General features: G+C 69.6%; 18 protein-coding genes and 1 pseudogene. 11 read left to right on the top strand and 8 right to left on the bottom strand.

The features are described from left to right. Window positions 1-37: 37 nt before the first annotated feature. Together AVR91_RS30735 and AVR91_RS30740 are read right to left on the bottom strand one after the other, a co-directional pair. The gene (locus AVR91_RS30735; protein ID WP_063274201.1) at window positions 38-493 is read right to left on the bottom strand and encodes a PTS sugar transporter subunit IIA; all 456 of its coding nucleotides are present in this window, start codon (window positions 491-493) and stop codon (window positions 38-40) included. Beyond that, a pseudogene (locus AVR91_RS30740) lies at window positions 490-735 on the bottom strand (glucose PTS transporter subunit EIIB); the annotation flags it as partial. The pseudogene AVR91_RS30740 and the gene AVR91_RS30735, both read right to left, overlap by 4 nt. 225 nt (window positions 736-960) lie before the next feature. On the opposite strand from AVR91_RS30740, the gene AVR91_RS30745 reads away from it, so the two are divergent. From AVR91_RS30745 to AVR91_RS30780, 8 genes are all read left to right on the top strand, one after another. Then, a complete protein-coding gene (locus AVR91_RS30745) occupies window positions 961-1,749 on the top strand; it encodes a GntR family transcriptional regulator (protein ID WP_038515621.1) in 789 nt (262 codons plus the stop codon). Then, window positions 1,746-2,999 (top strand): PTS transporter subunit EIIC, encoded by a 1,254-nt coding sequence (locus tag AVR91_RS30750; RefSeq protein ID WP_063274203.1) that lies wholly within the window; start codon window positions 1,746-1,748, stop codon window positions 2,997-2,999. Before AVR91_RS30745 ends, AVR91_RS30750 begins: the two co-directional genes overlap by 4 nt. A gap of 40 nt (window positions 3,000-3,039) precedes the next feature. Beyond that, window positions 3,040-3,306 (top strand): HPr family phosphocarrier protein, encoded by a 267-nt coding sequence (locus AVR91_RS30755; protein ID WP_007031200.1) that lies wholly within the window; start codon window positions 3,040-3,042, stop codon window positions 3,304-3,306. A gap of 234 nt (window positions 3,307-3,540) precedes the next feature. Continuing rightward, window positions 3,541-4,365: a serine hydrolase domain-containing protein gene (locus AVR91_RS30760; RefSeq protein ID WP_063274204.1), complete on the top strand. Its 825-nt coding sequence runs from the start codon at window positions 3,541-3,543 to the stop codon at window positions 4,363-4,365. Window positions 4,366-4,929: 564 nt separating this feature from the next. Next, complete coding sequence (locus tag AVR91_RS30765; protein ID WP_063274205.1) at window positions 4,930-5,949, top strand: iron ABC transporter substrate-binding protein; 1,020 nt, start codon at window positions 4,930-4,932, stop codon at window positions 5,947-5,949. Between the two features lie 62 nt (window positions 5,950-6,011). Continuing rightward, window positions 6,012-7,451, top strand: a complete 1,440-nt coding sequence (locus AVR91_RS30770; RefSeq protein ID WP_083737788.1) for an ABC transporter permease — start codon at window positions 6,012-6,014, stop codon at window positions 7,449-7,451. Continuing rightward, window positions 7,448-8,464, top strand: coding sequence for an ABC transporter ATP-binding protein (locus AVR91_RS30775; protein WP_063274207.1), 1,017 nt, complete (start codon window positions 7,448-7,450; stop codon window positions 8,462-8,464). Before AVR91_RS30770 ends, AVR91_RS30775 begins: the two co-directional genes overlap by 4 nt. After that, on the top strand, window positions 8,461-10,914 hold the full coding sequence (locus AVR91_RS30780) for an AMP-binding protein (protein WP_228709393.1): 2,454 nt from the start codon (window positions 8,461-8,463) through the stop codon (window positions 10,912-10,914). Before AVR91_RS30775 ends, AVR91_RS30780 begins: the two co-directional genes overlap by 4 nt. Here AVR91_RS30780 and AVR91_RS30785 read toward each other — a convergent pair. Beyond that, the gene (locus AVR91_RS30785) at window positions 10,848-11,789 is read right to left on the bottom strand and encodes a D-2-hydroxyacid dehydrogenase family protein (RefSeq protein WP_063274208.1); all 942 of its coding nucleotides are present in this window, start codon (window positions 11,787-11,789) and stop codon (window positions 10,848-10,850) included. The genes AVR91_RS30780 and AVR91_RS30785 overlap by 67 nt on opposite strands. A 92-nt stretch (window positions 11,790-11,881) precedes the next feature. On the opposite strand from AVR91_RS30785, the gene AVR91_RS30790 reads away from it, so the two are divergent. Next, entirely contained in the window at window positions 11,882-12,511 is a 630-nt protein-coding gene (locus AVR91_RS30790) for a maleylpyruvate isomerase family mycothiol-dependent enzyme (RefSeq protein ID WP_063274209.1), read from the top strand. Between the two features lie 3 nt (window positions 12,512-12,514). Here AVR91_RS30790 and AVR91_RS30795 read toward each other — a convergent pair whose 3' ends face one another. Beyond that, on the bottom strand, window positions 12,515-13,714 hold the full coding sequence (locus tag AVR91_RS30795) for an endonuclease/exonuclease/phosphatase family protein (protein WP_063274210.1): 1,200 nt from the start codon (window positions 13,712-13,714) through the stop codon (window positions 12,515-12,517). Window positions 13,715-13,854: 140 nt separating this feature from the next. Here AVR91_RS30795 and AVR91_RS30800 point away from each other — a divergent pair, with 140 nt between their 5' ends. Both AVR91_RS30800 and AVR91_RS30805 read left to right on the top strand, forming a co-directional pair. Then, entirely contained in the window at window positions 13,855-14,268 is a 414-nt protein-coding gene (locus AVR91_RS30800; protein ID WP_063274211.1) for a hypothetical protein, read from the top strand. 17 nt (window positions 14,269-14,285) lie between these two features. Further along, window positions 14,286-14,954 carry a TetR/AcrR family transcriptional regulator gene (locus AVR91_RS30805; protein WP_063274292.1) on the top strand — a complete coding sequence of 223 codons (669 nt, stop codon included), beginning with the start codon at window positions 14,286-14,288 and terminating at the stop codon, window positions 14,952-14,954. Between the two features lie 66 nt (window positions 14,955-15,020). On the opposite strand, the gene AVR91_RS30810 is transcribed toward AVR91_RS30805, so the two are convergent. The 4 genes from AVR91_RS30810 to ruvX all read right to left on the bottom strand — a co-directional run bounded on the left by AVR91_RS30810 (window position 15,021) and on the right by ruvX (window position 19,648). Further along, the gene (locus tag AVR91_RS30810) at window positions 15,021-16,274 is read right to left on the bottom strand and encodes a GrpB family protein (protein WP_063274212.1); all 1,254 of its coding nucleotides are present in this window, start codon (window positions 16,272-16,274) and stop codon (window positions 15,021-15,023) included. A 259-nt stretch (window positions 16,275-16,533) separates the two neighbouring features. After that, on the bottom strand, window positions 16,534-17,391 hold the full coding sequence (locus AVR91_RS30815) for a shikimate dehydrogenase (protein ID WP_267284142.1): 858 nt from the start codon (window positions 17,389-17,391) through the stop codon (window positions 16,534-16,536). 32 nt (window positions 17,392-17,423) lie between these two features. Further along, complete coding sequence (mltG, locus tag AVR91_RS30820) at window positions 17,424-18,872, bottom strand: endolytic transglycosylase MltG (protein ID WP_063274213.1); 1,449 nt, start codon at window positions 18,870-18,872, stop codon at window positions 17,424-17,426. A 347-nt stretch (window positions 18,873-19,219) separates the two neighbouring features. Next, window positions 19,220-19,648: a Holliday junction resolvase RuvX gene (gene ruvX, locus AVR91_RS30825; protein ID WP_394329975.1), complete on the bottom strand. Its 429-nt coding sequence runs from the start codon at window positions 19,646-19,648 to the stop codon at window positions 19,220-19,222. Window positions 19,649-19,669 lie beyond the last annotated feature (21 nt).

The raw sequence follows: 19,669 nt of genomic DNA on the forward strand, positions 1-19,669 counted from the left end.
GTGGACATCGTCCTAAAGGGACCTTCCTGACGAGCTTTCAGCTGTCCCAGGTGAAAATCGGGTCGCCCACCTCGACGTCGCCGCCGGTGAGCAGTCCGGAAAGGACCTCCGCCTTCGCGTCGAGCGCCACCACGGGCACGATCGGTGAGTAACCCGCGGCCTTGACCGCGTCGGGGTCCCAGCCGACGACCGGCTGCCCGGCACGGACGGCCTCACCCTTGACGACGTGGAGGGTGAACCCCTCGCCCTTCTGCTTCACCGTGTCGATCCCCAGGTGGACCAGCACGCCGCGGCCGTCCTCGGTGGCCACCACGAAAGCGTGCGGGTGCAGCGTGACGACCGTCCCGTCCACCGGGGCGACCGCGTCCTGGTGACCGCCCGAGGGCAGGACCGCGATGCCGGGGCCGACCATCGCCTGCGCGAAGACCGGATCGGGCACTTCGGTCATAGCGGTCGTCTTCCCGCTCACCGGGCTGAGGATCTCGAGACTCACAGCAGATCCTCGATCTCACTGGCGATCGTGTCGGCCTCGGGCCCCACGATGACCTGGACACCGGCGCCCATGCGGACCACACCCATCGCGCCGGCGGCCTTGAGCGCCGCTTCGTCGAGCAGGTCCATGTCTTCGAGCTCACATCGAAGCCGGGTGATGCACCCCTCCACCTCGATGACGTTCTCGGCGCCACCGAGCCCCGCGAGGATCTTTTCCGCCCTGTCATCCGCCATCGCGGTCTCCCTGTTCCCTGTCGGTTTCCCACATGCGAACCAGCTCTACTACGCCGTTCGCCGACTCGCACCCGATCCCTGGCCACGAACGCGTAACGGTGGTTGACACCCGCTCGTGCGACGGAGCATCCTGCCCCATCGGATCATTGGTCTAGACCGGAACGTACCAATCTTCCGGACCAGATGCGAGTACGGGTTGCCCGAACAGACCGGCCCGAAAGGACGGTGAACGTCATGAGCGCTTCGGCGCAGCTGCCGCCGTCCGACCGTGTGATCAACGGACCGACGCCCAAGCACGCCCAGCTGCGGGAGATTCTGCGCCGCACGGTGGAGCGTGAGCTACCCCCCGGCTCGCCGATCCCCTCGGAACGTGACCTCGCCGAGACCTACCAGGTGTCGAGGCTCACCGTCCGTTCGGCGATCGGCAAGCTGGTCGAAGAAGGGCTCTTGTCGCGGGTGCGCGGCAAGGGGACGTTCACCGCCGCCAGGCGGATGGAACTGCAGCTCTACCTGATGTCCTTCACCGAGGACATGCGCCGTCGCGGAATGACGCCGACCACGGAGGTCGTCAAGACCGCCACCGAGGTCCCGCCCGCCCCTTCCGCGCACGCCCTCGGCCTGGCCGCCGGGACCCCGGCGCACCACCTGGTCCGGCTCCGCCGTGCCGACGGGGTGCCGCTGGCGGTCGAACGCGGCTGGTATCACGCGGGCCGGATGCCCGGCCTGCTCGACCTCGATCTCACCCGATCGTTGTACGTCCAACTCGCCCAGTCGTACGACCTGCGCCCGGATCACGCGTGGCAGACGGTCTGGGCCGAATCCGCGGACCGCGAAACGGCACGCCTGCTCGGCATGCGCGCCGGCAGTCCGCTTCTCGTCTTCCGCCGGGTCTCCAGCGTCAACGGGGAACCGATCGAAGACATGACTTCCTGGTACCGGGGCGATCACTACCAGGTCACCATGCAGCTGGACCGGAACACCCCGGATTCCGGTCAACATCCTCACTACGGAGGTACCCGATGAGCTCCACCACCGCGGAGGGGGCGAAGGGCAAGGGACTGGCCGGGCTTCAGCGCTTCGGCCGTAGCCTCATGCTCCCCATCGCCGCCCTGCCCGCCGCCGCGCTCCTCAACAGGTTCGGCCAACCCGACCTGCTCGGCAAGGACGGGCTCGGCTGGGACAAGGTCGCCGAAGTGCTCGGCGCGGCGGGCAACTCGCTGTTCAGCTGGCTGCCGCTCCTGTTCGCGGTGGGTATCGCCGTCGGCTTCGCCCGCAAGAGCGACGGCGCGACCGGGCTGGCCGCCGTGGTCGGCTTCTTCGTGTTCACCAGCGTCCTCCAAGTCCTCGCACCGTTCTCCGAGCTCCCCGGCTGGGATCCCGAGAAGCCCGCGGGCCTGATGCTCAACCCGCTCAAGTGGCCTTACAGTGTGCTGGCCGGTGTGATCGTCGGCCTGGTCACCGCCCTGCTGTGGCAGAAGTTCTACCGCATCAAGCTGCCGCCGTACCTGGCGTTCTTCGGCGGCCGCCGGTTCGTGCCGATCATCACCGCCGTGGTCATGATGATCCTCGCGGTGCCGCTGGGCCTGGTCTTCCACTGGGTCAACGACGGCATCCAGGCGGCCGGTGAAGCGGTCACCGGTGCCCCCGTCGTCGGTGGCGGCATCTACGGTGTGCTCAACCGTCTGCTGATCCCGGTCGGTCTGCACCAGCTGCTGAACGTGCCGGTGTGGTTCATCTTCGACGGCGGCGACATTCCGAAGTTCTTCAAGCTCGAGGACCCGACCGCCGGTACCTTCATGACCGGCTTCTTCCCGATCTTCATGTTCGCCATCCCCGCCGCGGCGCTGGCGATCTGGCAGAGCGCGAAGCCCAGCCAGAAGAAGATCGTCGGCGGTGTGATGATCGCCGGTGCGCTGACCTCGTTCCTGACCGGTATCACCGAACCGATCGAGTTCTCGTTCATGTTCGTCGCGTGGCCGCTGTACCTGATCCACGCGGTACTGACCGGCACGTCGCTGGCACTGGTGAACGCGCTCGACATCCACCTCGGCTTCGGTTTCTCGGCCGGTGCGATCGACTTCGCGCTCAACAGCGGCCTGCCCGCGGCGAGCAGCAACGTCTGGCTGCTCATCCCGATCGGTCTCGCCTACGCGGTCATCTACTACGTGATCTTCCGGTTCGTGATCAAGAAGTGGAACCTGCGGACCCCCGGCCGCGAGGACGACGCCATCGAGGCGGATCTCGAAGCCACCGCGGCGAAGCCCATCAAGTAGTTTCAGCTCAGCAGAACCAAAGGCACGAAAGGGAAAGAACATGCCGGAGAAACGCGTCACCGTGGCCAGCAAGGTGGGCCTGCACGCCAGGCCCGCGGCGACGGTCGCCAAGGCGGCCGCGGCGCAGCCCGTCGCGGTGCACATCGCCAAGGCGGGCGGTGACCCGGTCGCGGCCGGCAGCGTGCTGAACCTGATGACGCTCGCCGCCGGTTACGGCGACGAGGTCATCATCAGTGCCGAGGGTGAAGGTGCCGAGGCGGCCGTCGACGCCATCGCCGAACTGGTGGCGACCGACCTCGACGCCTGATCCCGATCCCTGCCGTCCGCGGTGAACCCTCGACCGCGATCGACGTCGGCAGGGCGCCACCTGATCATCCACGTCACGGATGTGGACGAGGCGCCCTGCCACCGCGATAGCGGGGCCTTCGGCCGTGGCGGGTTCACGCGTACGGTCGCCTGAGAGGTACATCTCCGGCTCCGCCCCCGACCTCTGCGAAGCCCGGGCCGCCCCGACCGGCCCGGGCTTCGTAGGGTGTTGGGCATGGAAAGCGTGCGCAGGATCGAACAGTGGCCGGTGGACAACGCCGCCACGGCCGTGGTGACCGCCGCCGGTGACGTGCTGGGCACGCACGGCGACTCGACGAAGGTGTACCGGCTGGCGTCGGTGACCAAACCGCTCACGGCCTACGCCGCGCTGATCGCCATCGAAGAGGGCGTCGTCGAACTCGACACCCCCGCCGGGCCGGAAGGCTCCACGATCCGGCATCTGCTCGCGCACACCTCGGGCCTGGCCTTCAACGAACACAAGGCGATGGCCGCGCCCGGCAACCGGCGCCTGTACTCCAACGCCGGCTTCGAACAGCTCGCCGACGCGCTCACCGAGCATTCCGGCATCCCCTTCGCCGACTATCAGGCGGAGGCGCTTTTCCAGCCGCTGGGCATGAAATCGACCAAGCTGACCGGCTCTCCCGCTTCGGGTGCGGAGTCCACTGTGGACGATCTGGTCGCGTTCGTCGCCGAACTGCAGGCCCCGAAGCTCATCGCCGCCGAAACGGTGCGCGAGGCGACTTCCGTGGTCTTCCCCGGGCTTTCCGGCGTCCTGCCCGGCTTCGGCCACCAGAAACCGAACGACTGGGGCCTCGGCTTCGAGATCCGTGGCCACAAGAGTCCACATTGGACCGGCGCGTCGAGCTCGCCGCGGACCTTCGGCCACTTCGGGCAGTCCGGCACCTTCCTCTGGGTCGATCCCGACGCCGGCGCGGCCTGCGTCGCGCTCACCGACCGCGCCTTCGGTCCGTGGGCGGCCGAGGTCTGGCCGCCGTACACCGACGCCGTGCTGGCCGAGCTGGGTGAACGCGACGGGTGACCGGATGGTCCGGTGGGTCGTGAGTGGCGTTTCGGGTTAGAACCAAGGGTGCTTCACCAGCAACCACAACAGTCACAACGGCAGCGCGTGAAGGCCCCCATCCCACGGCTCAGCCGAGGAAACTCGACCTTCACACCTTCCCCAGTACATGAAGGCCCCCTTCCTTGCGCCAGGCGCAAGGAAGGGGGCCTTCATGTACTTCAGGGACCCGACGCGGGTCGTGAGTGGCGTTTCGGGTCACAGCCAACCGTGTCCCAGGTACCTACTGGTCCGAAGTCCGTGAAGGCGCGGCGTGATCGAAGGCGTGACTCGCGTGATCAGGGACGTGACTCGCGTGATTGAAGGCCGCACTCGAGTGTTCCGCCGCTGATCACGAGAGTTCCGGCTTCGATCACGTGAGTGACGGCCACCTGGGCAAATAACCAACCCGAAACCCGGCCACCACCCGAGCGGGTGACGTGACCGAGGTTGCATCACGCAATGGCCACGATGCCTTGTCAGCCCATTAGGTGAGCTTTACCTTAGCCGCGACACAACCGTGGGGGCTGATCGAAGGAGGACCCCGTGGCTGTGGGCCGGGTAGCCGTCGTCCTGTTCGTCGCGGCGTTGCTGGCGACTTCCGTCGCCGCCTGCGACAGCGCGGAGGAATCCGACGCGCTGGTGATCTACTCCGGACGCAACAAGGAGCTCGTCGGCGGGCTCCTCGACCGGTTGAAGCAGGCGACCGGGACCCCGGTCGAAGTGCGCTACGGCGGCAGCGGCGAGATGGCCGCGCAGCTGCTCGAAGAGGGTGAGCGGACCCAGGCGGACGTCTTCTTCGCCCAGGACGCGGGCGCGCTCGGCGCGGTCGCGGGCCAGGGCAGGCTCTCCACCCTCCCCGCCGACGTCCTCGGCCTGGTGCCCGCCGGGTATCGCGCCGACGACGGCCGCTGGGTCGCCACCTCGGCCCGGGTACGGGTCGTCGCCTACGACCCGCGCGCGGTCGCCGAAGCCGACCTGCCGAAGAGCCTCGACGACATCGTCGACCCGAAGTGGAAGGGCAGGCTGGGGTTCGCCCCGACCAACGGCTCCTGGCAGGCGTTCGTGACGTCGGTCCGGGTCCTCAAGGGCGAGGACTTCGCCCGCGACTGGCTGCGCAAGTTCGCCGCGAACGAACCGAAGCGGTTCGACAACAACGTCGCGATCCTCAACGCCGTCAACGACGGCCAGCTTCCCGCCGGGTTGATCAACCACTACTACTGGTACGCCAAGGTCGCCGAGGTGGGCGCCGGCGCGGTGCGGGCGAAGCTGCACTACGTCCACGGCGGTGACCCTCTCGGCCTGGTGAACGTCGCCGGAGCCGGTGTCGTGGAAGGGACCGACCGGCGGGAAGCCGCGCTGAAGGCCGTCCGGTTCCTGCTTTCCGAGGAGGCGCAACGGCACTTCGCCGACGTCACCGCGGAGTACCCGGCCGTCCCGGCGGTGAAGGCGTCGAAGCACCAGTTGCCTCCGCTCACCGAGTTGCACGGTCCCGACATCGATCTCTCCAAGCTGTCCTCGCTTCAGCAGACCGTCGCGCTGCTTCAGGAAACGGGCCTGTCCTGAAAGGCGTCTTCCGGGCCGCCCCCGCACTGACGACGCTCGGTGTCCTGGTCGCGGCCGCGGCGGTGACGCCGCTCGGCTACCTCGCGGTCCGCTCGTTCGACCGCGGGGCGGGCGAGGTGTGGCGGATCCTGTGGCGGTCCCGCACCTTCGACCTCGCCGCGCGCAGTGTCGCGCTGGCGGTCGCGGTCACCGCGGCCTGTCTGGTCCTCGGCGTGCTCACCGCGTGGCTCGTCGTGCGCAGCGACCTGCCGGGACGCCGGTTCGCCGGGATACTCCTCGTGCTGCCGCTGGCCGTGCCGTCGTACGTCGCCGGGTTCACCTGGCTGGCGCTGGCCCCCGGGCTGACCGGGTTCTGGGGCGCCTTCCTGGTGCTGACGCTGGTGTCGTACCCGTATGTCCTGCTTCCCGTGGCGGCGGCGCTGCGCACCGCGGATCCGGCGGTCGAAGAGGTCGCGCGGTCGCTGGGCCGCACGAGCACGCGGACGTTCTTCTCGGTCACCCTGCGGCAGATCCGGCCCGCGGCCACCGCGGGCGGGCTGCTGGTCGCGCTGTACGTGCTGAGCGATTTCGGCGCGGTGTCGCTGATGCGGTTCGAGGCGTTCACCCTCGGCATCTACACCAGCTATCGCGGCACCTTCGACCGGACGCCCGCCGCCATCCTCGGCTGCGTCTTGGTCGTCCTCGCGATCCTGCTGACCGTCGGCGAACGGCGCGCGCGGGGCTTGACCGGCGGGCGCGGAGACCGCGAACCTGTCCGCGTTCGGCTGGGCAGGGCGAAGATCCCGGCGGTGGCCGGGACGGCGGCCGTGCTCCTGCTCGCCCTCGGCGTGCCGGTGGCCAGCCTCGTCCGATGGCTGGTCGCGGGCAGTTCGGCCGCGGGCGGCGATCTGCTCTCTACGGCCGGGAACACCGTGGCGGTGGCGGCCTCCGGCGCGCTCCTCACCATCGTGTTCGCCCTGCCGGTCGGGATCCTCGCGGCACGGCACCGGGGACCGCTCGTCCGGGGGATGGAGCTGGCGAGCTTCGCCGGGCACGCGCTGCCGGGTATCACGGTCGGGCTGGCGCTGGTGTTCTTCGGGATCCGCGTGCTGCCGGAGCTCTATCAGACGACGTCGATGCTGGCCTTCGCCTACGCGGTGCTCTTCCTCCCGCTGGCGGTGAGCGCGGTGCGGACCGCCGTCGCGCACGCGCCACCGATACTGGAAGACGTCTCGCGGTCGCTCGGGAAGGGCCGCTCGGCCACCCGGTTGCTGGTCACCGTGCCGCTGGCGGCTCCGGGCATCCTCGCAGGCGCGGCGCTCGTCTTCCTGACCTGCGCCAAGGAACTGCCCGCGACCCTGCTGCTCCGGCCGACCGGGGTGGACACGCTGGCCACCGAACTGTGGACGAAGACCGAGATCGGCGCCTACGCCGCGGCCGCGCCCTACGCGGCGGTCCTGCTGGTGGTGGCGGCCGTCCCGGCCGTCGTCCTCGACCGGTTCCTGCGAGGAGTGACGCGATGAGCGGCTTGGACGTGAAGGGCCTGATCGCCGGGTACGGACCGGAACCGGTGCTGCGCGGGCTGGATCTGCGGGTACCCGAGGGCGGGCTCGTGGCGGTGCTCGGACCGTCCGGCTGCGGGAAGACGACCTTGCTGCGGGTGCTCGCCGGGTTCCATCCGGTGCGTGACGGCGAGGTCCACCTCGGCGGCAGGCTGCTCGCCGGCGGATCCGCGCATGTGCCGCCGGAGCGGCGCGGTATCGGGATCGTGCCGCAGGAGGGCGCCCTGTTCCCGCACCTGAGCGTCGCGGGCAACGTGGGTTTCGGCCTGTCCCGCGCCGGACGGCGCGACGGCCGGATCGGCGAACTCCTCGATCTGGTCGGGCTTTCCGGTTACGAGGCAAGGAAACCCGGCGAACTGTCCGGCGGGCAGCAACGCCGGGTCGCGCTCGCCCGCGCGCTCGCGCCGAGACCGGGTGTCGTGCTGATGGACGAGCCGTTCTCCTCACTCGACGCGAGCCTGCGCGACGAACTCCGGGTGGACGTCCGCGCGGCGCTGCGGGCGTTCGGCGCGACGGCGTTGCTCGTGACGCACGACCAGGAGGAGGCGCTCGGGATGGCCGATCTGGTCGCCGTGCTGCGCGACGGTGTCGTCGCGCAACTCGGGACACCACAAGAGATCTACGCCCGGCCCGCCGATCTCGGTGTCGCGCTCTTCGTCGGCGAGGCGGTCACTTTCCCCGGGCACGCGGAAAACGGGACGGTGGACACGCCGCTGGGCAGGCTTCCCGTCCAGGGCACCGGCGGCGGAACCGTTCTGCTGCGCCCGGAGCAAGTGCACGTCGGCGCCGACGGCGTACCGGCCACAGTGGACGATGTCCGGTTCCACGGGCACGACGCCACCGTTTCGCTGCGGCTCGCCGGAGGCGAGCGGGTGCGCCAACGTGTCCAAGGACCGCTCGGGATCTCCCCCGGCGACGAGGTCCGCGTGCGGGTGTCCGGCCCTGCCTTGTTCTTCGCCGGGGAGCCGGCATGACCAGGGCGGCCGATCTCGGCTTCCTCGGCGATCTGGCGGTCCACGGCGACCGGACCGCGCTGGTCGCCCCGGACGGCTCGGCGCTGACCTATCGGGAACTGGACCGGCGAGTGTCCACTGTGGCCGATCGGCTCGGCCCGGTACGCAGGCTGGTGTTGCTGACCGCCGCCAACGACGTCGACACCCTGGTGGCCTACCTCGCGGCGCTCCGCGGCGGACATCCCGTGCTGCTGGTCCCCCGCGGCCAGGCGGGCTCGCTGATCGAGGGCTACGACCCGGACGTCGTCATCGACGGCGGCCTGACCGAGCGGCGGCCGGGCACCGCGCACGAACTGCATCCCGAGCTGGCGCTGCTGCTCTCCACCTCGGGCTCCACCGGTTCCCCCAAACTGGTGCGCCTGTCGGCCGAAAGCCTGCGGGCCAACGCCGCCGCCATCGCCGAATACCTCGACATCCGGGCAGGCGACCGCGCCGTCGCCGCGCTGCCGTTGTCCTACTGCTACGGGCTTTCCGTGGTGAACAGCAACCTCCTGCGCGGCGCGTGCCTGCTGCTGACCGAGCGGTCCGTCCTCGATCCCGCGTTCTGGGCGCTGGTGAAGGACCGGCGCGCGACGAGCCTGCACGGTGTCCCGCACACCTTCGCCCTGCTCGACCGGGCCGGGTTCGATCGGCTCGAACTGCCCCATCTCCGCTACGTCACCCAGGCGGGCGGCCGGCTCGATCCCGCGAAGGTGGCCGAGTACGCCGAACTCGGTGAGCGGCGCGGCTGGCGGTTCTTCGTGATGTACGGCCAGACCGAGGCCACCGCACGGATGGCCTATCTGCCGCCGGAGCTGGCGAGCGCACACCCCGCCGCGATCGGCCTGCCCGTTCCGGGCGGCGAGTTCGATCTCGCCGACGACGGGGAGCTGATCTATCGCGGCCCGAACGTGATGCTCGGCTACGCGCACACCCCCGCGGACCTGGCCTTGGGCCGGACCGTCCACGAACTCCCGACCGGCGACCTCGGACGGCGGAACCCGGCCGGGCTGTACGAGGTGACCGGCCGCAAGAGCCGCTTCGTCAAGCCGTTCGGGCTGCGCGTCGACCTCGACCGGGTGGAACGTCTCCTCGCCGAGGCCGGGATCGAGGCGGTGGCCGCGGGCGACGACACCCGGGTGGTGGTCGCCGTCCACCGGTCCGCCGAGCGGGCGGCCGCCCTCGTCCGCGCCCGGTTCGGCCTGCCGCCGTCGAGCGTCGTCGTCCGTCGCATGCGTGAATTCCCGTTGCTGCCCAACGGAAAACCCGACTACCGGGCCATCGCCGCGGCAAGCGAACCGGCGAGCGCGGAGCCGGGAACCGTACGCCAGGCGTTCACCGCCGTCTTCGGCCGCCGCGACATCCCCGGTGACGCGACCTTCGTCGGGCTGGGCGGCGATTCCCTTTCCTACGTCAGGATGTCGATCGCGCTGGAACGTGTGCTCGGACGGCTTCCCGACGACTGGCCGGACACCCCGGTCTCGGAACTCGAGCGGCTGCGCGCGACGCCCTCGCGGTGGGCGACGCTGGAGACCAACGTCCTCCTGCGCGCACTGGCGATCGTCTTCATCGTGGGCACGCATATGGAGCTGTTCACCGTCCACGGCGGCGCGCATCTGCTCTTGATCGTGGCTGGCTGGAACTTCGCCCGTTTCGTGCTGCCCGGCCCCGCGACGCGGATCGCCCGCGCCGCACTGCCGATCGCCGTGCCCGCGGTCGCCTGGCTCGGCTACCGGCTCGCCGTCACCGACGACGTGTCGTGGACGAATGTGCTGCTGATCAACAACTTCACCCTCACCGGGGCATACGGGTACTGGTTCGTCGAAGTCCTCGTGCACGCGTTTCTGGCGCTGTCACTGGTGTTCGCGATCCCGGCCGTGCGCCGTGCCGAGCGGGAGCACGGGTTCGCCACGGCGCTGGTCGCGCTCGGCGCCGGGCTCCTGCTCCGGGTGAGTCTCGGCGAGGCGCCGTCGTTCCCCGAACTGCACTGGACCACCCTCGGCACGGTCTGGTTCTTCGCGCTCGGCTGGCTCGCCCACAAGGCGCGCACGGGCACGCAGCGGGCCGTCGTGCTGGCGTTCGGTTTCCTGCTCGTCCCCGGGATGGTCGGCGACCCGCTGTGGGAGGCCGTGGTGCTGGGCGGGCTGGTACTGGTGCTGCTCCAGGTCCGCGTCCCGGTGCCGGGTGCGGCGGTCGGCGTGCTCGGGCTGCTCGCGAGCGCGTCGCTCTACGTCTACCTGACCCACTGGACGGTCTTCCCCGCCCTGCTCCCGTATCTTCCGGCACCGGTCGTGCTGGCGCTCAGCCTCGCGGCGGGCACGGCCGTGTGGTGGCTCGTGCAGCTCGCCACGCACCGGATGCGACGCTACTCCATGACGCGGATCGGTGAACCCGCCTGGAAGGCCGCGATGTCCTCGACGGCGTCGCGATAGAAGATCTCGTAGGCCTCACGCGTGACGTAGCCGATGTGCGGGGTGAGCACGACGTTGTCCAGCGTCCGCAACGGATGCTCCGACGGCAACGGCTCCACGTCGTAGACGTCCAGCGCGGCGACCGCGATCTCCTTGCGCCGCAAGGCGTCCACCAGCGCGGCTTCGTCGACGATCGGCCCGCGCGAGGTGTTGACCAGCATCGCTGTCGGCTTCATCGCGGCGAGTTCGGGCGCGCCGACCAGCCCGCGGCTGCGGTCGCCGAGCACCAGGTGGATCGACAGGACGTCCGCGCGGGCGAACAGTTCGTCCTTCGACACCGCGGTCACCCCGTGCGGGTCGGCCTTCTCCTGGGTCAGGTTCGGGCTCCACGCGATGGTCTCCATCCCGAACGCCTGGCCGATCTTGGCCGCGCCCGCCCCGAGCCTGCCGAGCCCGAGCAGGCCGAGCGTCTTGCCGGACAGGATCGTGCCGACGGTGGTCTGCCAGCCACCTTCGCGCATGTTCCGCGACTCCACCGGCACGTTCCGGGCGGCGGCGAGGATCAGCGCCCAGGTGTGCTCGGCCGCGGGGGCCGCGATGTACCCGGTGGACGAGACGACCACGCCGTTGCGCCGGGCGGCGGCCACGTCGATCGCGGCGTTGCGGCGGCCGGTGCTCACCAGCAGCTTGAGCGCGGGCAGCCGGTCGAGGACCTCGGCGGGGAAGCGGGTGCGTTCGCGCATCGCCACCACGACCTCGAAGTCACGCAGGCGGCCCACCACGTCGGCGGGATCCGCGAACGGCTTCGTGAACACCTCGATCTCGGCGCCGAGGGAATCCCAGTCCCCGAAACCGAGCGCCACTTCCTGGTAGTCGTCGAGAATCGCGATCTTCATGCCCTCAGGCTAGTTCAGCTCTTTCGAAGAACCCGAACGGCGAGGCCTGTGGTTCCATGGCGGCGAAGTGTGTCTCCGAGCGGAGGAGCGGGATGGACGACGGCGAGATCCTGGCCTGGACAGAGACCGAACGGCTGAGCTTCGCGGATCTGCTGGAGAGCCTGGACGAGCAGGACTGGACGGCGAAGACGCTGTGTACGGAGTGGACGGTCCGCGCGATGGCGGGCCATCTCGCGCAGACCACCAGGAACCGGCTCAAGGACACCCTCGTCGGCATCGTGAAGGCCAAGGGCGACTGGGATCGGATGAACACCGACCAGGCCATCGCCTACGGCGCGCGGTTCTCCCCCGCCGAACTCGTCACCCAGATCCGCGAGGACGCCGGATCGGCCCGCCGTTCGCCCGGCGCCAAACCGATCGACCCGCTCGCCGACGTGCTCATCCACGGCCAGGACGTCGCCCGCCCGCTCGGTATCGCCCGGCCGATGCCGGAGGAGCCCGCCATCGCGGCGCTGGAACACCTGCTCGTCAGCCCGTTCTGGGGCGCGAAGAAACGCTGCAAGGGTCTCCGGCTGATCGCGACCGACGCCGAGTGGACCGGCGGAACGGGCCCCGAAGAGGTCCGGGGCCCGCTCGTCGACCTGCTGCTGTCCGTGAGCGGCCGGAGCACCGGGCTGGCCACGTTGACCGGCCCGGGCGCGGCGCTGCTCGGCTCCCGCTGAGTCCTACCAGCGAGGAACGAACACGTCGACGCGCACCAGGTGGTGGTCCGAAGCGTCGTTGAGCCGGGCCAGCGGTGACTCGGGCAGCGGCCAGAAGACCTCGGCACGCCAGGGGATCAGGCCCTTCGACGGCAGGACGTAGTCGATCCGCAGGTTCCCCGGCGCCTTGTCGTTGAAGTCGCCGGTGTCGTGGTACGGGTCGCCCTTCTGGCCGATGTTGGCGCCCGCCTGGTCCTGAGCGGCCCGTACACCGCCTTCGCTACCCGGCCGGGTCTCGATGACGCGAGGCGCGTTCAGCAGGCGTGAGATGGCGCCCGGGACGCTGTCGCCGTCGAGCGGGTCGGAGTTGTGGTCGCCGGCGATGACGAACTTCTCGTGCGCGCCCAGCCCGCCGCGGCGGCCGCGGTCGTCGTGGATGTAGCGGCCCTTGCCCGGGGTCACGTAGTCCGCCCAGAAGCGGATCTCGTCGTTGTTGCGGGTGCCGTTGCGGTCTTCGGGACCGTCGAAGGTGGGCGGCGTCGGATGCGCGGCCAGGAAGTGCACGGTCGAGCGGCCGATCCGGATCGGAACGTCCCAATGGGACTTCGACGACAGGCGCAGCACGTCGAGAACCTGCGGCGAGTACCAGTCGTTCGGCGCCGCGGTGGCCGGGTCGTCGGGCAGCAGCGCGCCCGGCATGTCCTTCCAGAGGAACTTCTGGAACGTCCGCACGCCGTCGGTGTCGATCGGGTACTTGGACAGCACGAGCATGCCGTACTGGCCCTCGAAGAGGCCGAAGCCGTGCGCGTCGTTGCCGCCGCCGACCTTGCCGTCGCGGTCGAGGTCGAAGCCGGTCGCGACGCCGGTGTTCGAGGGCGCGGTGAAGGCGTACGGGTAGTCGATCGGGGCGGCGCCGTTCTGGCCGTGCTTCAGGTAGTTCTCGCGGAACAGGTCCGCGGCGCGGTTGCCGGGCACGTAGTCGAACTCGTTGATCAGCAGCACGTCAGGCCGGTTGCGCTGGATCACTTCGGCGACCTCGTTCGCCTGCGCGTTGCCCGGCTGCGACAGGTCGGTCACGAGCTGACCGGCGGCTCCGCGGTTGAGCGAAGCGTTGTACGTCGCGAAGCGGACGTTCTTCCCGACGGCGGCTTCCGCCGGTGTGGCGGCCAGCAGCGTGCCGGCCAGCAAGGCGCCCGAAGTGAGCACGGCGGCGATGCGTTTCACGGTCTTACCTCCCAGAGTTCGAGGCGACCTTACGCACTCCGCCCGGCCGTCCGGGTGAGCTTCAGGTGAACAGCGTCTCTTGAACGCGTTCAAAATCTGGGCTACGGTCCTTCTTGAACACGTTCAAAAAGGAGGTCCCCATGCAACCCGTAGTCGTGGCCTACGCCCTCTACCTGGTCGTCACCGTCCCGCTGACCGTGCTGGTCGCCCGCACGCTGAGCAAGCACGGCAAGACGTTCCTGGAAGACGTCTTCCAGGACAACCGAGCGCTGGCGCAATCGGTGAACCAGCTGCTCGTCGTCGGGTTCTACCTGGTCAGCCTGGGTTTCGTGACCCTGTTCCTGACCAGCGACGACACCGTCCTCGACGCGCGCGACGTCTTCGAGATGCTGTCGGTCAAGGTCGGCACCGTGGCGCTCGTGCTCGGCGTGATGCACGTCGGGAACGTGCTGGTGTTCAACGGGATCCGGCGCAAGCACCTCAACAACGCCACCGCGCCGGTACCGCCGCCGTACCCCGGCTACCCGGCGCCCGCTCCGCACCCGGCGCCCTGACCGGATAACGTGCAGTGGTGGCGAAGAGTGAGGAAACCAGGTCACTGATCGTGGCGACCGCGTTGCGGCTGTTCGCCGAGAACGGCTACGACCGCACGACCATGCGGGCAATCGCCGCCGAAGCGGGCGTGTCGGTCGGGAACGCCTACTACTACTTCGCCTCGAAAGACCAGCTGATCCAGGGTTTCTACGACGAGATCGCGAAGGCGCACCTGACGTCCGCGCGTCAAGCGATCGAAGGTGAGCGGGACTTCAGCGCCCGGCTCAAGACCGTCCTGCTCACCTGGCTCGACGTCGCCGAGCCGTATCACCGCTTCGGCACCCAGTTCTTCGTCAACGCCGCCGACCCGGACTCGCCGCTGAGCCCGTTCAGCGAGGAGTCTTCGCCTGCCCGCGACGCCTCCGTCGGCCTGATGCGCGACGTCATCGCCGACTCCGATGTCAAACTCGACCCGGACCTGCGCGACGACCTGCCGGATCTGCTGTGGCTGTATCAGATGGGGGTCGTGCTGTTCTGGGTCCACGACCGGTCCGCCGGGCAGAAGCGCAGCCGGATCCTGGTGGAGCGGACGGTGCCGCTGATCGCGCGGCTGGTGGGGCTTTCGCGGTTGCGGGTGCTGCGGCCGGTCAGCCGAGAGATCGTTTCGCTGATCCGGGACCTTTCGAAGCGGGACGACCTCGCCTGACGCGCGTTCAGTCCTCTGAATGCGGTAAGGGAAAGCCCGCATCCAGAGGACTGAATGCGGCGTGGGTCAGGGTTCCCGGACGGTCCGGAAGTACAGGAACCGTGGTTCGGTCCGCAGCTTGGCGTACCACTTCGGGTCCGTTTCGGCGACCGCCTCGTCCGGCATCGGCTCGACCAGCCTGTCGACGGCGAACCCGGCGTCCCGCACCGCGCCGAACGTCCAGCTCAACGGCCGCCGGTAGAAACGGACCGGCTGCCCTGGCGGGAACTCGTCCTCCAGGAGTTCGAGCTGGAAGTAGTTCCGCTTTTCGAACCACCGCCAGTCCTCGCCCGGATGATGCACCGAGAACACCAGGAGCCCGCCCGGTTTGAGCACCCGCCGGAACTCCGCCAGCGCCGGGCCCCACTCCTTCAGGTAGTGCAGCACCAGCGACGCCGTGATGACGTCGATCGAAGCGTCCTCCACAAAGGACATCGGCCGCGAGACGTCCGCCGTCTCGAAGCGGGCGACGTGCCCGAACTTCTCCCTGGCGACGGCGACCATCCCCGAGCTCGCGTCGACGCCGAGGACGTCCGCGCCCTTCTCGGCGAGCAGGGCGCTGAGGTGTCCCGCCGCGCTGCCGACGTCCAGCACCCGTTTGCCCGCCACGTCCCCGGCCAGCTCGACGATGGCGGGCCGGTCGTAGTGGGCGTTGGTGATGCTGGTTTCGGCGTGCGCCGCGTAGAGCCGCGCGAAGCCGTCGTACTGGGCCGCGCGTGCCCGCTCGATGATCTCGTCGACCACCTCATTCTTGGCGTCGGCGTAGTGCTGGATGTACTTCCAGGTGCGCGACGCCAGTTCGCGTTTCTTGGCCTCGTAGAGCTTCCGCTCGTCCTCGTGGGCGATGAGACGGTCGCGGAAGAGGCGGTAACGCTCGGTCTGGCCGTTGTCCGGCGAATAGACGTGCAGGTTGACGTTCGTGTCCGGACCTTTGAAGCAGCGATGCTTCTCCCAGTCCGGCTCGCGGATGACGAGCTTGTAGCCCTCGGCCTCCAGCTGCGGCACGTAGGCGTCTTCGTCGTCCGAATCCGCGACGATCAGCATGATGTCGATGATCGGTTTCGCGCACAGTCCCGGCACCGACGTGGAGCCGACGTGCTCCAGGACCAGCGCGCGTTCCCCCAGGATCCCCCTGATGCGCTTGGCTTCCCGGTCGAACAGCTCCGGCCACTCCGGGTCGTATTCGGCCAGGGTGACGGTGGAGTTCAGTTCCGGAGGCTCGGCGACCCACGAGTTGGTGATGTCTTCTTCGGTGTAGTGGTCTCGATCGGGTTTAGGCATCGACCCCTTGTTCCTTCCTCAGCACTCTTCGCGAGCTCTGCGCGCGACGCGATCACGTCGCCAGGGCGCGAGTAGGAACAAGACGTCCCGTCCCCCATCAAGAGCGCCCTGCCGCCGAGATCGCGGGGCCGTTCGGCCAGGGGCGCGCGCGGTGGTCACCTGGTTGCCGCGACGCCCCTCTCGAGGCAGTCGGCCAGATTATCGAACCCAGGCGATCTTGTCAGGCGCTTTTCACCGAAGATGATGTGCGTGGTCCCGCTCAGCCGATCGGCAGGGAAAGGATCCCGCCGGTCGCCTCGCGCAGCGCGTCCCGCATCTCCGCCCGCGGCGCCGGCTGCCCGGTGAAGTACTCGGACTGCCCGAAAGCCTGATGCAGCAACATGTCCAGCCCGGTCGCGAGCCGTCCGCCCCGCTCGGCGACGGCTTCGGCGAGCGCGGTCGGCCAGGGGTGGTAGATGACGTCGAGGACGCATCCGATCCCGGACAGCTCCGCCAGATGCGGCCGGACGGCGTCCGGGGGAACGGTGTTCACCAGCACCGCCGAATCCGCCGCGAGCTTCCCGAAGTCGGCCTCGGCCCAGCGCAGGACCTCGACGTCGAGACCGGCCCGCTGAGCCGCCTCGACCGTTTCCGCCGCCCGTGCCGGATCCCGCACGACGAGCCGGACCGTCCGCACGCCGAGCGAGGCCAGCCCGACGACGGCCGCGGCGGCCGTCCCGCCCGCGCCGAGTACGACGGCGGCGTCGTCGGCACCGGGCGAGTACTCCCCCGCGATCCGCAACGCCTCGGTGACCCCGTCGACGTCGGTGCAGTCCGCCAGCCAGCCGGTTTCCCGGCGCACGAGCGTGTTCGCCGCGCCGACCGCCGCCGCGCGCGGCGTGACCTCGTCGGCGTGCTCCAGTGCGGCCCGTTTCCCGGGCATGGTCACCGACAGCCCGGTCCACTCCGGACCGAGTCCGTCGACGAACGCGGGCAGCCCGGGGCCGTCCATCTCGACCCGCTCGTAGGTCCAGCCGTCCAGGCCCAGCGCGCGGAAGGCGGCGCCGTGCAGCACGGGCGAGAGCGAGTGTTCGACCGGTTTCCCGAGGATGGCGGCCTTGCGGTCAGCTGACACCACACCTCACCGCGTCGTCCCGGTTCGTCCGGTGGTCATCGGATGACACCTCGCCGCACCGCGTCATCGCGGTTCTTCCGGTGGTCGTCGAAGGTCACCGCGAAGCAGGAAAGCCCGTTCTTCTCGCATTTGACGAAGAACAGCCACTCCCCCGCCGCCGGCTTCAACGCGGCCTGGATCGCCTCCGCGCTCGGGACCGCGATCGGTGTCGGAGTCAGGCCGACCGACTTGTAGGTGTTGTAGGCACCCGCTTTTTCCCGTTCCTCAGGCTTGGTGAGCAGGGTCGGCCGGTCGAGGACGTAGTTGACCGTCGAGTCCATCTCGAGCCGCATCTTCTCGTCGAGCCGGTTGTAGATGACCCGCGAGATCTTCCCGAAGTCGGCCTTCACCGCCTCGCGTTCGATGATCGACGCGATGACGAGCGTCTCGTAAGGCGTCTTGCCCTCACCCTTCGACTGCTCGCTCAGCCCGGCGTTGAGGATGCGCTCCGCCGACGTCTTCACGACGTAGGTGAGCAGTTCTTCGGCCGTCCAGCCGGGCTTGATGTTGTAGATGCCCGGGGCGATCAGCCCTTCGAGACGCCGGTCCTTGTGCTCGGCCTTCGTCGCGGCCTCGACGGCCCAAGACGGGACGCCCAGCTTCGCCAGATCCGCGTTCTCGATCGTCTTGCGCAGTTCCTCGACCGGGACGCAGGTGCTCGTGCCGTTCAGATCGGCGCAGGAAGCCTTGGACAGCAACGTGTACACCCCGGGCGTCACCTTGCCGTCCGGCTGGGTGATGTCGTGGAACTGGGTGTACGGCCGGATCTCGACCTGGCCGACCTTCGACGCGGGAGCGAGCATCTTCTCGACCGCGCTGGCGCCGGACATCTTCGTCCTCATGACGTAGTAGCCCTGCTGGAGCCGCGAGACGGCGGTGTTGTCCTCGCCCGCCTTCACGAACGCCTTGCCGCTGGCCACCACCCCGGCCGCCTGCAACCGGTTGCCGATCGCCGACGTCGAGTCGCCCTTCTGCACCTCGACGAGGACGTCGCTCTCGCCGGCTCCCTCGTAGTCGTCGTAGCCGAAGATCTCGGTGAAGCCGTAGTAGGCGCCGCCGGCGAGCAGGACGAGCACCGTCAGCGCGGCGATCCAGCCCAGCGCGCGCTTCTTCTTGCGCTTCTTGGGCGGCGGCCCCTGACGTTCCGGCCGCTCGTCCTCGATGCGTTCCGGCTCGGCACGGTCCTCGTCGTCGTAGTCCTCGTAATCCTCGTAGTCGTCGTACTCGTCATAGTCGTCGTACGCGTCGTCGCCGAAGATCTCGTTGTACTCCTCTTCGCTGCCTTGAGGCGGCGAAGAGGGAGCCGCGCCGGGGCGCCGTGCCAGCGGCGCCTCCTGGATCGCGGGGAGGACGTCGGTCGGCCGCTCGTCCGGGAGCGGGCCGTCGTCCTCGTTGCGCCTGCGGCGGCCGGGACGAGGTGCCTCGTCCTGGGCGTAGGCGGGCATGCCAAGACCCCGGTCACCCGGCTGGGGGGACCGCCGCTGCGGCGCGGGAGGCGGCGGCGGGGCCGCCTGTTCCGGAGCCCGCCTGGCCGGGGCCGGACGCGGTGCCCGGGGCGGCGGCTCGTCGGCGGCACGCCGGGCACGCGGTGGTGGCTCTTCCGGCGACCGGCGGGCCCGCGGCGGTTCCTCCGCCGGACGCCGCACGGGCGGTTCCTCCCGGATGTGCCGTCGTCCCGTCGGCTGGGGTTCGGGCCGTCGACGCGGCGGGGCCGGTGGCTGAATGGCCTCCTCAGGCTCCCGCAACCGTCGTCTACCGCCCTGACGGCGTTCGGGCCGGCCGTGGGGCTCGGTCATGTATCGCCCTTCCGTGCGCGATGTGCCGCTACCGCGTCGATCCACGCCTGCAGGATCTCGACCGCGGCCGCCTGATCGACGACGGCACGTTGCTTACGTCCCTTCACCCCACGCTGCGACAGCATCCTGGATGCCGTCACCGTGGTCAACCGCTCGTCGGCCAGTCGCACCGGTACCGGGGCGATCCTGTCGGCGAGCTTCCCGGCGTAGTCGAGTGCCGCTTCGGCCGCCGGGCCGTGACGGTCCTTGAGCGTCCTCGGCAAGCCGACGACGACTTCGACCACGTCGTGTTCCGTGACGAGTTCGACGAGCTGGTCGACGTCCTTGTCGCCCGCCGCGTCGCGAGTGAGGGTAACGAGCGGGCTCGCGAGGATGGGGTCGGGATCGCTGAGCGCGATCCCGACCCGGACGGATCCGACATCCACCCCGAGCCGCCTGCCGCGCCC

Source organism: Amycolatopsis keratiniphila subsp. keratiniphila (assembly GCF_001620365.2).
Classification (GTDB): Bacteria; Actinomycetota; Actinomycetes; order Mycobacteriales; family Pseudonocardiaceae; genus Amycolatopsis; species Amycolatopsis keratiniphila.